Here is a 15,412-nt window from a genome sequence, read left to right as displayed (position 1 = left end):
TTAAAAGCCAATGTTGAAACCCACGGTGAAGGTGCGCGCCTGGCCCACGGAGTTGCGGTCGACGCCCGAGCCGGTGTTGTTGGACCCGTTGCTGGAAATCTCTGGGTCGATGCCTGAGTAGTTGGTCAGCAGCGCGGCGTTTTGCACCTGCACGTACAGGCGGGCGTTGGCCACTTTCACGCGCTCAAGCATTCCCTGGGTGAAGGAATAACCCAGCGACACCTGCCGCAGGCGGGCGAAATCGCCCTTTTCCACGTTCTGCGACATTACGAAGGTGGAACCATTCGAGACGTTGTCGCCGAACACCACCCGCGCCCACTTGGCGTTGTCGGTGTTTTCGGTGGTCCAGCGCTCCAGAATATCCTTTTCGTTGTTCCAAAAACGCTGGTCGTGCAGGCCGGCCTTCGAGCCGTTGTAGATGTAGTTGCCGCCCGAAAACTGCACGAATACGCCCAGGTCGAAGCCCAGATAGCGGAAGGTGTTGTCGAACCCGCCGTAGAAGGTGGGCAGGGTGGGCCCGTAGTACACCCCGTCCTCTAATTGGCTGGGGGCCGTGGTGTTTCGGCCATCCAGGGTGGTCCAGCCCGTCGAGCCCGGGCCGGTGGTGCCCAGGTGGTTGTACTGCACCACGGTGCCGTCGGCCTTCTGAATCAAGCGCTGCCCGTTGGCCGGGTTGATGCCCAGCGTGGGCACGGCCAGGATGTCACCGACCGAGCGCCCCACTTCCGTGAAGTTGGCAGTTTCAAGGCCCGAAGTGGCCGTGCCGATGCGCTGCCCTTCGAAGGCCAGGGCCAGCACGCGGTTCTTGAGCGTGGTCACGTTGCCGCTCACCGTCCAGGTGAAGGCCTTGTTCTGAATGGCGTTGAAGGAAAGGTTGAGTTCGACGCCGCTGTTCTGCATCGAGCCCACGTTCCCGGGAATGGTGTTGCGAGGGTCGTTCGGAATGCCCTTCGACGGAGCCTGGGGTACGTCCAGAATCAGCCCGTCCACGAGGTTGCGGTAATAGGCAAAATCCCCCCGCAGGCGGTCCTGCAGGAAGCCGAACGAGAGGCCCGCGTCGGTTTTCTTGCTAGTTTCCCAGGTCAGGTCCGGGTCGCCAGCGCCGCTGTAGAACAGCGTGGCATTGGCCCCGTACAGGCCCGAGCCGTACGTTTGCAGCGAGGCAAAGTCTCCGATGCCTTGGTTGTTGCCCACGTTGCCGAAGCTGCCCGTCAGCTTCAGAAAGGAGAAGGCCTGGGCAAACGAAGAATTCTTCCAGAATTCTTCCTCCGACACCACGTAGCCAAGCGAGGCGCCGTAGAAGTTGCCAAACTTCTTGGCCCAGGCCGAGTAGCCGTCGCGGCGCACGTTAACCGTGGCCAGGTATTTGCGGTTGAAATTGTAGTTCATCCGTCCAAAAAACGACACCAGGTAATTAACGCCCTGAAAGTTGCCCGCCACGGCCACGTTGGTGAAGTTGCCCTCGTAGGTAGTGAAAAACGGGTCCGCTACGCCGGTGCGGGTTGCGCCCGAACGCAGGATGTTCGTGGCCTGCTGCTCGTTGCCCAGCAGCAGCGAAAGATTGTGCTTGTCGCCGAACGTGTGGTCGTACTGGGCCGTATTCTGCCAGTTCCAGCGGCGGTTGGTGCGGTAGAAGTTGCTGGCTGAGCCGACGGCCGTGAAGCCCTCGCCGGAAGTTGAAGCGGCAAACGACTTGTCTTCGAACAAGATGTTGTTGATGCCGTAGCTGGTGCGCAGGCTCAGGCCCTTCGCCACTTCCAGATTGGCGAACACGCTGCCCTGAATCTCGTTGCCATCGGAGGTGAAATAATTTTTATTCAACTCCACCACGGGGTTATAGAAGTTGGTCACCAGCGGCGCGCCGGTGGTGGGGTTGGTGTTGGGCCCCGCTCCCAGGGTCCCGCTGCTACTCGTGTTGAAAGTGCCGTCGGGCCGGTAAGGGGCAACGTTGGGCGGCAGCACCAGCGGGATGCGGCCCAGGCCGCCCGTGCCAAAGGCGCCGTCGCCCACCGAGCCTGAGTTGGGCGACGAGTTCTTGGAATTGGAGTAGCCCACGTTCATGCCCACCGAGAGGCGGTCGAACACTTTGTGGTCCAGATTCAGGCGGGCCGAGACGCGTTGGAATTCGTTGCGCTCCAGCATGCCTTTTTGGGTGGTGTAGCCCACCGACGTGTAGTAGGTGGTTTTGTCGGTGCCGCCCGAAAAGTTCAGGTTGTGCGACTGCGAGAAGCCCGTGCGGTAGATGTAGTCATACCAGCGAGTGTCGGCGGCGTTGCCATCGGCATCTTCAAGCTTGAAGCCCTCCACATTGAGGACTGGGGCCGGCGCACCGGGCGGAGTAATGGCTATCCGGTTAGCGTTCAGGTTGCGCACGGCTTCGTTCTTGATGTTGACGTAGTCCTGCGCGCCCAGCACCTCGTAGAGGCGCACGGGTTTCGACCAGCCCGCCCAGGTGTCGTAGCTGAGCTTGCTCTGGCCCCGGCGGCCTTTTTTAGTGGTGACCAGGATGACCCCGCCGGCGGCCCGCGACCCGTAGATGGCCGTGGCCGAGGCATCCTTCAGCACCTCCATGCTTTCGATGTCGGCCGGGTTGAGGTTGCTCAACGGGTTGTTGGGCACGCTGCCCACGGCCGAGGAGTTGCCACTGAACGCCGGAATGCCGTCGATAACCACCAGGGGGGCCGAGCTTAGGGTAATCGAATTGACCCCGCGGATGCGGATGACGGGCGGGTTGTTGAGCACCCCGTTGGGAGTGGTGATGTTGACGCCGGGGGCCCGGCCTTGCAGGGCTTGGTCGAAGCTTTGCACTGGGGCCGTGGCAATCTCCTTGCCGCTGATGGTGGCCACGTTGCCCGTCAGGTCGCGCCGTAGCTGCGTGCCGTAGCCTACCACCACCACTTCATCCAGACCGGTGGTATTCACCTTTAGACTGATGTTGATATTCGATTCGCTGCCAATGGCGGCTTCCTTGCTGTCGTAGCCGACGAAGGAATAGACCAGCGTGGTAGCCGTTGCCGGTACCGACAAGCTGTACTTGCCCTCGGAGTCGGTCGAGGTTCCTTGTTTTCCCCCTTTCACGATTACCGTAACCCCGGGGATTGCCACGCCATCGGAGCCAAGCACGGTGCCAGTAACCGTTCGATCCTGCGCCCGTAGGTCATGCGCCCAGAAGGCGAAGACCATAAAGAAGAATGATAGTAAAGTTTTGTTCATGCTGCTGAGAATTTATGCGGTGATGAGTGAATAAGCGAATGTAGTAGTAAAGGGCTAAAAAACACATATGAGCCGGTTGAAAAGGTATATGATTTAGAAAAAGAGCATCTAAAATGTCAGATTTCTTCGTAGATTTCTGAGGATTTTTAGAGAAGGGCTCTTTACTATGCAGGGCGTCAGATTCCACAACGGGGGCTTGCAAGGCACGAGCGTCATGGTCTAAACTCGTAGAGGACCCCACGCGACGGTTGTAATTGTTCACATGCGTTGCCACAATGGTGCAAAACGCGCCGACCGAACAAGCACTCGATGGACGTAAAAAAGCAGGCCCGTTCGTTGATTGCTCAACTGAATGGGTCTGCGAATTTTATTAGGGTTGTTCCTCTTCTTTCTGGGAGGTAATCTGCTGCTGACTAAAAAGGAAGCAGTTGCGTCATTGCCGGGGCTGGGACTACCAGGGCACGGGCTGGCCCTGCCAGGTCACGAAGCTGCCGTTTTCTTCGGCGTGCAGCTGCTCGGCCAGGCGGATGATGCCGCGGGCCGAGTCGGCGGGCTCCTGGGTGGCGGCCTCGCCGCCCATGTCGGTGCGCATCCAGCCCGGGTCCACAATCACCGAAATCAGGCCCTGGTGGCCGATGTCGGCGGCCAGGCTGCGCATGTACATGTTCAGGGCGGCCTTGCTGGCGCTGTAGTGGTAGGGGTCGCCGGTGGCCTTCCAGGTGAGGGAGCCCTGGCCCGACGACATGCTCAGGATGCGCCCCTTCTGGCCGGCGCGCAGCAGCGGCAGCAGCGCCTGCGCCACGAGCAGCGGCCCAATGGCGTTGACCTGCATGGTTTCGATGGCGTCGTCGTGGGTGAGGTGGCCCAGGCGCTGGTGGGCGTCGCCGGAGCCGGCGTGCGGGTACACCCCGGCGTTGTTAATGAGCACGTCAAGGCCCGCGGTGGCAGCGCTGACGGCCTGCACGGCGGCGGCAATGGAGTCGGCGCTGGCCACGTCGAGCGGCAGCAGCACGAGGCGGTCGGCGTACCGCTGGTGCAGCTGCTGCAAGTCGGTGGCGTCCGCGGGCTGGCGGCTGGCGGCAAACACCTGGTCGCCGCGCTCCAGGTACTGGCGGGTAAGTTCGAGGCCCAGGCCCCGGTTGGCCCCGGTGATGAAAACGCGCATGTTTTTAGGGAGGAAGTGAAGGGGGAGATGGGAAGTTGGGTTATCACTTACGGGAAAGTGCGCGCCGGTGGCAAAGCATGCGTTAAGAACAGGCCGCGACCGGCGGCGGCATCGGCCCGCTACTCCACGCCGAAGCGGGCCGTGAGCCGGCGCCCATCGGACAGGCGCAGGCAAGCCAGGTAGCCGCCCACCGGCAGGGCGGGCAAGTCAACCGCACCCGTGGCCCCGGCCCCCAGGCGGTGCACGCCCAGGCGCTGGCCCGTGAGGGCCCATACTTCCAGTTCCAGCGCAGCCCCGGCGGCCGGGGCGGCACCCGGCAGGGTATAGCGCAGCGGGGCGCCCCGCCCCAGCCGCGTGGGGTACACGGCGAAGCCCGCGCTGGCCGGCGCGCCCACCGCCGCCGCCAACGGGCCGCCCCCGATGCCCGAAACCGGGCCCGGCGCGGCGGGCAGGGCCGGCGCCCGGGCCGGGCCCGAAGTCGCCAGGCCGGTGATGGCGCCCGGGCCGCGCAGAATCAACGGGATGGTGCCCGTGCCGTACCATTCCTGGGTGGTGCCGCTGAAGGCCATGATGGTGCCGGCGGCGTTGTTCCAGATGGTGGCGTTGGTCACGCCGATGCGCAGCGTGATGCCGCTGATGGTGCCGCTGAAAGTCCCGTTGTTCTGGTTTTCGGCGCCGTAGGCGAAGGGCTGCTGGCCCCGCCCGGCGCCCACATAGATGCCGCCCGTGATGGCGTAATTCCCGCACGAGGGCAGCTCCACGCACCGGCCGTTGCTGTTGGCGTTGTAGCCGCCGCTGATGGTGTTGGTGGCCGCCCGCGTCTTGCAGTTGTTGGCGTACGGGTCGCCGTACCAGTGGTTGTCGACGCAGGTGAGCGCGCGGATTTCCCCCAGGTACGCGTCGTGGGAATAGCCGTCCTGCGCCTGGCCGTTGGGCCGCTCGTACCCGAAATCGCAGTGGTCAATGACCAGGCTTTGGTTGGCGTTGGGCGCCGCGAAAATTCCCGTCACGCAGCCGTCGAACGCGCAGTAGCTCACCCGCGCGGTGCCGGCGCTCGTCAGGTCCTCGAAGCGCAGCCCGGCCTGGTTGCCCGCGCCCAGCCCCTGCTGCGCCACGCCGGCGCTGCCGCCCAGCCCCGCGTTCTTAAACCAGAGGCCGACGGCCGCGAAGCCGGGGCTGTTGCTGACCACGATGATGGCCTTGCCGCCCAGCGCCAGGTTGCCCAGCCCGGCGTTGTCGAACACGACCCCGCCCGCCCGCCCGGAGGCGCTGGTGATGGTGACATTCGCGAGCCCGCGGATGATGCAGACGTCGGCGTAGGTGCCGTCGTCAATCCGCACCGTGGCGCCGGACACGACCGCCCCGGCATTGACGGCCGCGCGCAGCGTGGGGTAGGTCCGCGAGGCGCCCACCAGCACGGTCTGCGCCCGCCCGGTCCCCGGGCCCAGCGCCAGCAGTCCGGCAAGCAGCCAGGCGTATGCCCATGAAGTATGACCTTGTTTCATAAGACTCGAAGTAAGAGTAAAGACTTGTTCCTGAATTAAGGAAGCTGAACGTCATGCTTCGCTGCGCTCTGCATGACCGTCTTTTGGTTTTCCTAATTCAGGAACAGGTCTTGAGAGTAAAAGCAAAAAAAGGGTTGGATGCAATGGTTGAGCGGCTGGCTACAAGGCGCTCGTGGTCGCCCTCGTTAACAACGCAAAGGTGGTCTTTCGCCCCGGCAAGCTTTTCGCCCAGGCTATGCAGGGCGCAGGAAAGCCCGGTAGCTGCCTCGCGAAAAGATTACTATCTTTTTGAAAAAGACAGTAATCTTTCTCAAAAAGATAACGGCGAAGCGCAGCCGGGCCCACCAAGTAGCGGCGTTGCCGCAAGTAGCAACAAAAAAAAGACCCTCGCTTCCGTCGAAAGCAAGGGTCTTCAATTGAAGCCGCGGCTCCGGGCCCCGGCGCTACCCCGCCGCGATGGCCTTGCGGCGGCTGGTGCGCGGCAGGCGCTCGGCGCCCTGCTCCAGCAGCTCGTCGTCGCGCTCGGTGGCTTTTTTCATCACCCAGCTCACCGAGTACAGGTCCTTGCGGCGGTCGCGCAGGTTGCGCACGGCGCCGCTGGTGTTGAGGTCCTTGAGCAGGTTCAGGTCGAGGTCGGCAATCAGGGTCATCTCGGTGTTCGGGGTGGCTTCGGCCACGATGGCGTCGTGCGGGAAGGCGAAGTCGGAGGGGCTGAACACCGCGCTCTGGGAGTACTGGATGTCCATGTTCTCGACGCGGGGCAGGTTGCCCACCGAGCCGGTGATGGCCACGTAGCACTCGTTCTCGATGGCCCGGGCCTGGGCGCAGATGCGCACCCGCTGGTAGGAGTTCTTGGTGTCGGTCCAGAAGGGCACGAACAGTATTTTCATGCCCTCGTCGCTGAGCATGCGCGAGAGCTCCGGGAATTCCACGTCGTAGCACACCAGGATGCCGATTTTGCCGAAGTCCGTGTCGAAGCACACCAGCTTGTCGCCGCCGCGCATGCCCCAGTAGCTGGCCTCGTCGGGCGTCACGTGCAGCTTGTACTGCTCGTCCACGGTGCCGTCGCGCCGGCAGAGGTAGGCCACGTTGAACAGCTTGCCCTCCTCGTACACCGGCATCGAGCCGGCCACGATGTTGATGTTGTAGCTCACGGCCAGCTCCATCATCTTGGCCTTGATGGGCTCCGAAAACGCCGCCATCGCCCGGATGGCCACGGCCGGCGAGTCCTCGTTGGTCAGGGCCATGAGCGGGGCGTTGAAAAACTCCGGGAACATCACGCAGTCGGCCTTATAGCCGCTCACCGTGTCCACGAAAAACTCAATCTGCTGCAACAAGTCCTCCAGGCTGCGGGTGGCGCGCATCTGCCACTGCACAATGCCGATGCGCACGTTGGACTTCTGGTTGCCGATGAGCTTTTCTTCCTCCTCGTAGTACACGTTAATCCACTCCAGCAGCGTGGCGTAGGCCTTGCTCTCGGAGTCGTAGGGCAGGTAGCCGCGGATGATTTTGCGGACGTAAAACTCGTTCGAGAGCTGGAAGGTCAGGATGGGGTCGACCAGCTCCTTGTTGCGCACCATCTCCACGTACTTGGCCGGGGTCATCTCGTCGGCGTAGGAGGCGTAGCCGGGGATGCGGCCGCCGGCCACCATGGCGCGCAGGTTCAGGTTTTCGCACAGCTCCTTGCGGGCGTCGTAGAGGCGGCGGCCCAGGCGCAGGCTGCGGTACTCCGGGTCCACGAACACGTCGACGCCGTAGAGCGTGTCGCCGTCGGCGTCGTGGGTGTCGAACTTGCCGTTGCCCGTGATTTTGGCGTAGGTGTGCTTGTCGCCGTACTTGGCGTAGTCCACGATGATGGCCAGGGCGGCGGCCACCAGCCGGCCGTTGTCCTCGATGCCAATCTGGCCCTCCGGGAACTTGCGCAGCAGGGCGCTGAACTCGTCGGCCGACCAGGCGCCCTCCATGTTGGAGTACACTTGGTCCATGATGTCCTTGATGGTCTTGAAGTCGGAGCGGCGCAGCGTGCGCAGCACCAGCTTGTGGGCCGGCACGGCGGTGGGCGTCAGGCGCTCGGCGGGCGAAGCGACCAGGGCGGAGCCGGGCTTGCCCACTTTTTTGGCGTGCGCGCCGCCGGGAGCAGCTTTGCCGTTGGAAGAAGAAGCGGCAGTGGACTTGCCGTTGGAAGGAGTGGCCATATAATTGGAAAAGATGCGGCGGTGGAAATGGGTGCTGAACGAGGGCCCGCGCGTCGGGGCGGCCCGTCAAAATTACCCGTAAAAATACCCGTTGGCACAGGTCGCCAACGGGTAGTCAAACGAAGAACCGGCCAGAACGGTGCGGAATTATTCGAAATTACTCCCGCACCACCCGCCGCGTGGCCGTGCCCCGGCTCGTGGTCACGGTCAGCAGGGCCACGCCGCGGAAGGCGCCAAAGGCTTCGGCGCCCACGCTCAGCGTGCCCGAGTGGTGGCCAAACGCCCGCCGAAACAGCTGCCGCCCCACCAAATCGGTGGCCGACACCGTGAGCGGGCCGCTTCCGGCCGGCACGCTCAACAACAAGGGGCTGCCCACGGCCGAAGGGTTGGGGAAGGCTGCCAGCGCGGCATCGGTGGCCGCGTCGCGGGTGGCCAGGCGCACGATGCGGCGGTAGCTGTCGCGGTACTCCACGCCGGTCACGGTTTCCTGGCCGGCCAGCACGGTGGTGGTGATGGTGAGCAGCGGCACGTGCTGGCCTTTGGCGAGCCATTTGTACTCGCGGCGCACCGGCAAATCAAGGCCCTGGCCGGGCGCGGCCCCAAACGCCACGCTGTCGTGGTCGGTGAGCTTGGCCACGAGCCGCACCGCCTGGAACGTGCCGAAAGGCGTGGTGAGCGTGCCCCAGGCATCGGGCTGGTTCACGCGGCGGCGCCGCTGGCTGAGGTAGCCGACGCCCGGCGCGCTGATGGCGAAGAACGAGTCGCTGGAATCGGCGGGGCTGGCGAAGCCGAGCGGAAAGCGGTAAATGACGTCCTGCTCGGCCGCGCTGGCGTAGGTGACGGGAATGGGCACCGGGAATCCCGTCAGGCTGGCGCCGTAGCCCACCGAGCGAAAGTCCTGCGCGGCCGCGGCGGCCGCTGACACGCCGAAAAACTGGTAGGGGTCGGAAAAGGGAACGGTGACCCCGGGCGGCACCGGCAGCGTCTGGGACGCGGCCACGGTGGCGCGGTTGGCGGCGTTGCCCAGGGTGCCGAAGGTGAATTGGTAGGTGCCCCCGGCCGCGGCCACGCTCACGTAGCGCTCCACGCGCTGGGTCAGGGGCAGCAGGCCGGCGTAGTTCCAGGTTTGGTTGGCGCCGCGCTGGGTCAGGGGCGGGGCGCTGGCCGGCAGCACCGGGCTGGCCACGCTCAGGCGCAGCGAGTCGACGGGCGCCGCGGTCGTGACTGTTGGCATGTCCGTCCGGTCGATGACCGGCGAGGTGGTTTGGGCCAGCGCGGGCGCGGCGGCCAGCAGGAAGAGGGTAACTATATGGCGCATAAAATCATGACGTTGAAGCAAAACGAAGGTACGCACCGTAACCGCTGGCACCGAACCTTAAACCGTCATCTCCGGCACTTCGCCCGCCGGCACTACCAGCCGGCCCGCCGTGGCGGCCACGATTTGCGCCACGCTCACGCCGGGCGCCCGCTCGCGCAGCACGAAGCCGTCGGGCGTCACGTCGAACACGGCCAGCTCGGTCACGATTTTCTTCACGCAGCGCAGGCCCGTGATGGGCAGCGTGCAGTCGGCCAGCAGCTTGCTGGAGCCGTCCTTGGCCACGTGCTGCATGGCCACGATGATGTTCTTGGCGGAAGCCACCAAATCCATGGCGCCACCCATGCCCTTCACCATCTTACCAGGGATTTTCCAGTTGGCGATGTCGCCGCGCTCCGAAACTTCCATGGCCCCGAGAATGGTCAGGTCCACGTGCTCGCCGCGTATCATGGCAAACGAGTCGGCGGAGCTGAAGAGGCTGGAGCCGGGCAGGGTGGTCACGGTCTGCTTGCCGGCGTTGATGAGGTCGGGGTCCACCTGGTCCTCGGTGGGGAAGGGGCCCATGCCGAGCAGCCCGTTTTCGGATTGCAGCTCCACATTGATGCCGGCTGGAATGTAGTTGGCCACCAGCGTGGGAATCCCGATGCCGAGGTTGACGTAGGAGCCGTCTTTCACTTCCTGGGCGATGCGCCGGGCGATGCCGTGTTTGTCGAGCATGGGTTATTCGATTAACAATGAGCAATTAACAATTAACAATGAGCAATTAACAATGAGCAAAAGGAACGTCATGCCGAGCGCAGCCGAGGCACCTCGCTCGCACTATCGAACGATTGAGTCACCATCACACGCGAGATGCTTCGGCTGCGCTCGGCACGACGGGCTATTTGACTGCTTCAGCCGACCAGAACGTCTGGTAAACAGCGGTTTTGAATTTGCTGGCCAGGTCGCCGCCGGTGGTGTTGGGGTATTTCTGGGTAGATGCCTTGCGGGCGGGTGCCGTCACCTGGGCCCCAGCGCCGTAGCCGCTCAGCAACAGGAGCAGCGCGAGGGAGTTTTTGCGTAAGGTCATGGAATAGGATGCTGGTTAGCTATGAAGGTTTGGAGATGGAAAGAGGCGCACGGCGGCCAGCCATGAGGCGGCGCAGCTGAAACCACTGCACGATGCGCACGCCAACCAGCAGCACCAGCAGCCCGGGAATCAGCAGCAATAGTACCCAGGTATTGGCTTCGTTGTAGGAAGTGTGCACGCGGTTGGCCAGATTCACCATGAAATCGGTGCAGTACCAAAACGCAAAACGAATGAAACGGGCGCCCCACGTCAGCAAACTATTCACGGCGCAGCGCTTTAAGTTGCCGAATCAGCACCGCGTTGCGCAGTGCCCCATAGGTGAGGCCCAGCAGCAAGAGCGGAATCAACACAAGGTAAAAAGCAATGTTGACGGCCGCATACCACGCCCGGCCGCCACCCATCAGGCCTTTGATGGTGGCCACAAACAGCGGCCGCAGCCGAAAATAAGCCGGACTGTTGGCCGGCGTGGCGTGCGGGCAGCCGTACGCCTCGCAGTAGCGTGAGCAGCGGCCAGCCAGCCGGGCGGTGGTTGGCGCCGGGCCGGTTTCGTTGATATACACCCCGAAAGCTACCGGCAGCAGCGCCAGCAGCAACACCAGTAGCGCCAGCATCAGGCGGATACGCAGTGCAACTCGCATAGCTCCAGTCAGGATGGTTGCACTATGAAGCGGCCCGCACCGTGCGCTGCTCGATGCGCTTCTCGTAGTGCGCGCCCTGGTAGATGCGCTGGACGAAGATGCCGGGCGTGTGAATCTGGTTGGGGTCAAGCGCGCCGGCGGGCACCAGCTCCTCCACTTCGGCCACGGTGATTTTGCCGGCCGTGGCCATCATCGGGTTGAAGTTGCGGGCCGTGCCCTTGTACACCAGGTTGCCGGCGGTGTCGCCGCGCCAGGCTTTCACGAAGGCGAAGTCGGCGGTGAGGCCGGTTTCGAGCAGGTACATCTTGCCGTGGAATTCGCGGCTTTCCTTGCCCTCGCCCACTTCGGTGCCGTAGCCGGCCGGCGTGTAGAAGGCCGGAATGCCCGCCCCGCCGGCCCGGCACCGCTCGGCCAGGGTGCCCTGCGGAATCAATTCCACTTCCAACTCGCCGCTCAGCAGCTGGCGCTCAAACTCGGCGTTCTCGCCCACGTAGCTCGAAATCATCTTGCGCACCTGCTTGGTTTGCAGCAGCCGGCCGATGCCAAAGTCGTCCACGCCCGCGTTGTTGCTAATGCAGGTGAGGTGCGTCACGCCGCGGCGCAGGATTTCCTGAATGGAGTTTTCGGGGATGCCGCAGAGGCCGAAGCCGCCGAGCATCAGGGTCATGCCGTCGGCCAGGCCCTGCAGGGCGGCCTCGGCATTCGGAACGGTTTTGTCAATCATGGGTTGGCGGGGGTAGGAGTGGAAGCGGCGGGCAGGACGTAATCAAAAGGCATAAAATCGCCGATTCGCTCAAAGCCCCAATACTCGCCGGCGAGGATTTCGAGCGGGTTGAGCGGGGCCCCATTGGCCTGAATCTCGGCCTCGGCCTCGCCCTCTTGCAGCCGCAGCCGCGACACCTGCCGCTGGGCGGGGTAGGGCGGGCGCGCCGGGCCCAGCGGGGACATCGGCCGGCGGTAGCGCGGGTCGGGCGCCTCGCCGAAGTGGGCCACCTGCAGCTCGCCCGTGAAGCGCAGGTAGGTGTGCTGCCCGTCGGCCGACACCCGGCGCAGGCTGTCGATGGGCAGGGCGGCCGGGTAGAGCCGGGCGAAGACCGGCGCCGCGCGGTCCCACTGGGCCAGCGAGTCCCGCTCGGTCCTCGTGAACGCGCCGGTGGCCCGGCGCTGAACCCGCGCGAAGTGGGGGTTGGGCACCACGCGCATTTGCTGGGTCAGGAAGCCCTCGGCCTGCAGGCGGTTGGCGTGCACGCTGCGCAAAAAGTGCATGAGCGAGCCCGTGTACGCCGTGGCCCGGTTGGCGGCCCACTGCCGCCGCTGCTCCTCGTCGCGCGGGGTCATTTCCTCGAACACCGGCTCTCCGTAGTAGGAAATGGTCTGGTCCTCAGTGTTGTAGCTGAACTCCAGCCCGTAGTACTTGAGGCGGTAGCCTAGGGCGTCGTTGTCGATTTGCGCAAACTGCCGGGCGCGGGCCGTCAGCTCCTTGGTCGAGTCGTCGTAGAGCACCAGCACCTGGTCGGGGTTGCTGATGCGGCACTGCTCCGAAAACGTGGTGCCGCCCAGAAACAGCTCGGCGAATTTTTGGTACTCTTCCGGCTTGTTGGGGGCCGGCTTCACCACCACCTCGCCCAGCTGGTTGCCCGTGGGGGCCAGCAGCAGCGTCACCGGCTTGGTGGCCGGACCCACGGCGACGGACTGCTTGCCCAGGCGGTAGCCCACGTAGGAGCCCACCACGTCGTAGGTGCCCGCCGGCACTTTGGGGAATTCAAACGTGCCCTGCTCGGTGGTGGTAACGCCCAGCGTGGTGTTGGCCAGGAACACGCTGGCGAAGGCCAGCGGCTCGTGCGTCACCGAGTCCTGCACCACGCCGCTGAGCTTGCCCTGGGCCCGCGCCGCGCCGGAGGCCCCCAGCCAGCAGCTGGCCAGAAGGAATAATTTTAACGCGATTCTTCGGTTCGTGCACGCGGCGCAGCCGAAAAACCTCACCCCCGGCCCCTCTCCCAAAGAGAGGGGTGCCTGACGAGTGGTGTGCGAACCTAATAAACGTTGTAAGTATCTCATAAATAATAAATAATATTACAGGCAATGAGCCGGAAGTGGCTTATGCCAGGGCCGCCCGCGTATGCTGCGCATCCAACGCCAGTTGGGCCTTTAACGCGCCCAGCCCGTCGTATTTTTCTTCGGCCCGCAGCCAGGCCACAAACTCCAGGGTCAGTTCCTTGTCGTATAAGTCGCCGCTGAAATCCAGTAAATTCACCTCGATGGTTTGCACCAAATCGGCCCCCACGGTGGGCCGCACGCCGATGCTGAGCATGCCCGGGTGCCGGGTGCCGGCCGCCGTGGTGGCCCACACCGCGTAGATGCCGCGGGCCGGCACCAGCTTCAGCGGCTCGGTAGGGGCGAGGTTGGCCGTGGGGTAGCCAATGGTGCGGCCCAGCTTTTGGCCGTGCACCACCCGGCCGGTGAGCGGGTAGGGGTAGCCGAGGTAGCGGTTGGCGGTGGCGATGTCGCCCTGGCGCAGGGCGTGGCGAATGCGCGTGCTGCTCACGCCCACGGCGTCCACGTCCTCGCGCGGAATTTCTTCCACCGTCAGTCCGTAGCGGTCGGCGTGCTGGCGCAGGTAGTCGAAGCCGCCTTCGCGGTTTTTGCCGAAGCGGTGGTCGTAGCCAATGACCAATTGCTTGGCGCCCACCGTGCCCAGCAGCAGCTTCTGAATGTACTCCTCCGAAGTCCACTGCGCAAATTTCCGGGTGAAGGGCACGATGAGCAGGTAGTCCACCCCAAAACCGGCTAGCTTGTCGATGCGCTCCGCCAGCGTGTTGAGCAGCTCCAGCTCCAGCCGCTCGGGGTGGGCGGGCGGCGGGCCCAGCACCAGCCGCGGGTGCGGCCAGTAGGTGATGACCACCGCCGGCGCCCCATGGGCCCGCGCCACCTCGCGCAGCCGGCCCAGGATGCGCTGGTGCCCCACGTGCACGCCGTCGAAGGTGCCGCTGGTGACGACGGCATTCGGCAAACGGGGAAACTCGGCGGGGTCGCGGATGACGTGCATGGGGCGCCGGGGAAGCGAATGAGGAATTGGCGAAACGCCGCGAAGGTAATGGCGGCTGCCCCGGCACCCGGCAGCGGAGCAGTGCCGGGCGGCTTAAAGCGGGGCTTAGGTTTGTGCACGCGGTTCACCGCACCCCCAGCCCCTCTCCCGCGGAGAGGGGGGCCGCTACCGACCTATGGTTGGCCTCCCTGTCCACGGGAGAGGGGTCGGGGACGAGGTGAACCGCGTGCACGAATTTGAAAACCGTTGCAAAAACCTGTCTGTGGTTTTCTAGCCTATGAAGAGCAGACGGGCTTTCCTAACTGCCGGTCGGCGGCGCGGGTTTTGGGTCGGGCGCGTCCGCGGCTGCGTGCTCCTGAGCAGCCAGGGCATCGGCTTGCAGGGCGGCAAAGTACTGCAAGCCAGCGCGGTTGGGGGCCGTGCGCGGCCGTGCGGGGCGGGCAGGCCGGGGGTCGCCGGCGGGCCGGGGCTGGCGCAGGGCCTCGATGGCGTCCAGCGAATAGGCGTCCTCCACCCGAAACTCGCCGATGCGCGTGCGCACCAGGCGCGTGAGGTGGGCGCCGCAGCCCAGGGCCTGGCCCAGGTCGCGGGCCAGGCTGCGGATGTAGGTGCCCTTGGAGCACACCACCCGAAAATCAATTTCGGGCAGCGCGATGCGCGTGAGCTCGAAGGTTTTTATTTCCACCGTCTTGGCTTTGATTTCGGCTTGCTGGCCGTTGCGGGCTAGCTCGTAGGCGCGCTGGCCGTCGATTTTAACGGCCGAAAACAGCGGGGGCGTTTGCTGAATGGTGCCGATGAAGGGCCGCGTGGCCGCCGCAATCTGCTCGGCGGTGAGGTGGGCGTAGGGGCGCACGAGGTCCACGGCGGTTTCCAGGTCGAAGCTGGGGGTGGTTTCGCCCAGGCGGAAGGTGCCGGTGTACTCTTTTTCCTGGGCCTGAATCAGGTCAATTTCCTTGGTTTTGCGGCCCGTGCAGAGGATGAGCAGGCCAGTGGCCAGCGGGTCGAGCGTGCCGGCGTGGCCGACTTTCTTGATGCGCAGCGCATTCTTCACCTTGCGCACCACGTCGAACGAAGTCCACGTCAGGGGCTTGTCGAGCAGCAGAACGACCCCTTCAGGGGCTGTAAATGAAGAATGAAGATTGAGGAATGAGGAATTTTGCGCGGCAGCATTGCCCTCCGCCATTGTCTCGTTTTTCCCCTCCAATTCTTCGTTCGGGGCAGTCAACTCTTCATTCTTCATTCCTCATTCTTCATTAAGCGCAGCAC

General features: G+C 64.2%; 13 protein-coding genes. All 13 read right to left on the bottom strand.

What is annotated here, in order from left to right; translation table 11 throughout:
* The 13 genes from RMO51_RS07995 to truB all read right to left on the bottom strand — a co-directional run bounded on the left by RMO51_RS07995 (position 1) and on the right by truB (position 15,386).
* Positions 1-3,183 carry a TonB-dependent receptor gene (locus tag RMO51_RS07995; RefSeq protein ID WP_310393618.1) on the bottom strand — a complete coding sequence of 1,061 codons (3,183 nt, stop codon included), beginning with the start codon at positions 3,181-3,183 and terminating at the stop codon, positions 1-3.
* Between the two features lie 481 nt (positions 3,184-3,664).
* On the bottom strand, positions 3,665-4,378 hold the full coding sequence (locus tag RMO51_RS07990; protein ID WP_310393616.1) for an SDR family oxidoreductase: 714 nt from the start codon (positions 4,376-4,378) through the stop codon (positions 3,665-3,667).
* Positions 4,379-4,497: 119 nt separating this feature from the next.
* On the bottom strand, positions 4,498-5,883 hold the full coding sequence (locus tag RMO51_RS07985) for a hypothetical protein (RefSeq protein ID WP_310393614.1): 1,386 nt from the start codon (positions 5,881-5,883) through the stop codon (positions 4,498-4,500).
* Positions 5,884-6,326: 443 nt separating this feature from the next.
* A complete protein-coding gene (locus RMO51_RS07980; protein WP_409025037.1) occupies positions 6,327-7,868 on the bottom strand; it encodes a GNAT family N-acetyltransferase in 1,542 nt (513 codons plus the stop codon).
* Between the two features lie 367 nt (positions 7,869-8,235).
* Entirely contained in the window at positions 8,236-9,396 is a 1,161-nt protein-coding gene (locus tag RMO51_RS07975) for a hypothetical protein (RefSeq protein ID WP_310393611.1), read from the bottom strand.
* Positions 9,397-9,453: 57 nt separating this feature from the next.
* Entirely contained in the window at positions 9,454-10,110 is a 657-nt protein-coding gene (locus RMO51_RS07970; RefSeq protein WP_310393610.1) for a 3-oxoacid CoA-transferase subunit B, read from the bottom strand.
* Positions 10,111-10,273: 163 nt separating this feature from the next.
* Entirely contained in the window at positions 10,274-10,462 is a 189-nt protein-coding gene (locus RMO51_RS07965) for a hypothetical protein (RefSeq protein ID WP_310393609.1), read from the bottom strand.
* A gap of 19 nt (positions 10,463-10,481) precedes the next feature.
* On the bottom strand, positions 10,482-10,727 hold the full coding sequence (locus RMO51_RS07960; protein WP_310393607.1) for a hypothetical protein: 246 nt from the start codon (positions 10,725-10,727) through the stop codon (positions 10,482-10,484).
* Positions 10,720-11,100, bottom strand: a complete 381-nt coding sequence (locus RMO51_RS07955) for a hypothetical protein (RefSeq protein WP_310393605.1) — start codon at positions 11,098-11,100, stop codon at positions 10,720-10,722. Before RMO51_RS07955 ends, RMO51_RS07960 begins: the two co-directional genes overlap by 8 nt.
* Positions 11,101-11,122: 22 nt before the next feature.
* Positions 11,123-11,824 (bottom strand): CoA transferase subunit A, encoded by a 702-nt coding sequence (locus tag RMO51_RS07950; RefSeq protein WP_310393603.1) that lies wholly within the window; start codon positions 11,822-11,824, stop codon positions 11,123-11,125.
* Positions 11,821-13,158, bottom strand: a complete 1,338-nt coding sequence (locus tag RMO51_RS07945) for a carboxypeptidase-like regulatory domain-containing protein (RefSeq protein ID WP_310393602.1) — start codon at positions 13,156-13,158, stop codon at positions 11,821-11,823. Before RMO51_RS07945 ends, RMO51_RS07950 begins: the two co-directional genes overlap by 4 nt.
* Positions 13,159-13,198: 40 nt before the next feature.
* The gene (locus RMO51_RS07940) at positions 13,199-14,146 is read right to left on the bottom strand and encodes a bifunctional riboflavin kinase/FAD synthetase (RefSeq protein WP_310393600.1); all 948 of its coding nucleotides are present in this window, start codon (positions 14,144-14,146) and stop codon (positions 13,199-13,201) included.
* 298 nt (positions 14,147-14,444) lie between these two features.
* A complete protein-coding gene (truB, locus tag RMO51_RS07935; RefSeq protein WP_310393598.1) occupies positions 14,445-15,386 on the bottom strand; it encodes a tRNA pseudouridine(55) synthase TruB in 942 nt (313 codons plus the stop codon).
* Between the last annotated feature and the right edge of the window lie 26 nt (positions 15,387-15,412).

The organism is Hymenobacter sp., assembly GCF_031398885.1.
Lineage (GTDB): Bacteria > Bacteroidota > Bacteroidia > Cytophagales > Hymenobacteraceae > Hymenobacter.
Note: the sequence above shows the minus strand (reverse complement) of the source record. Positions and strands in the feature narration are given on the sequence as shown.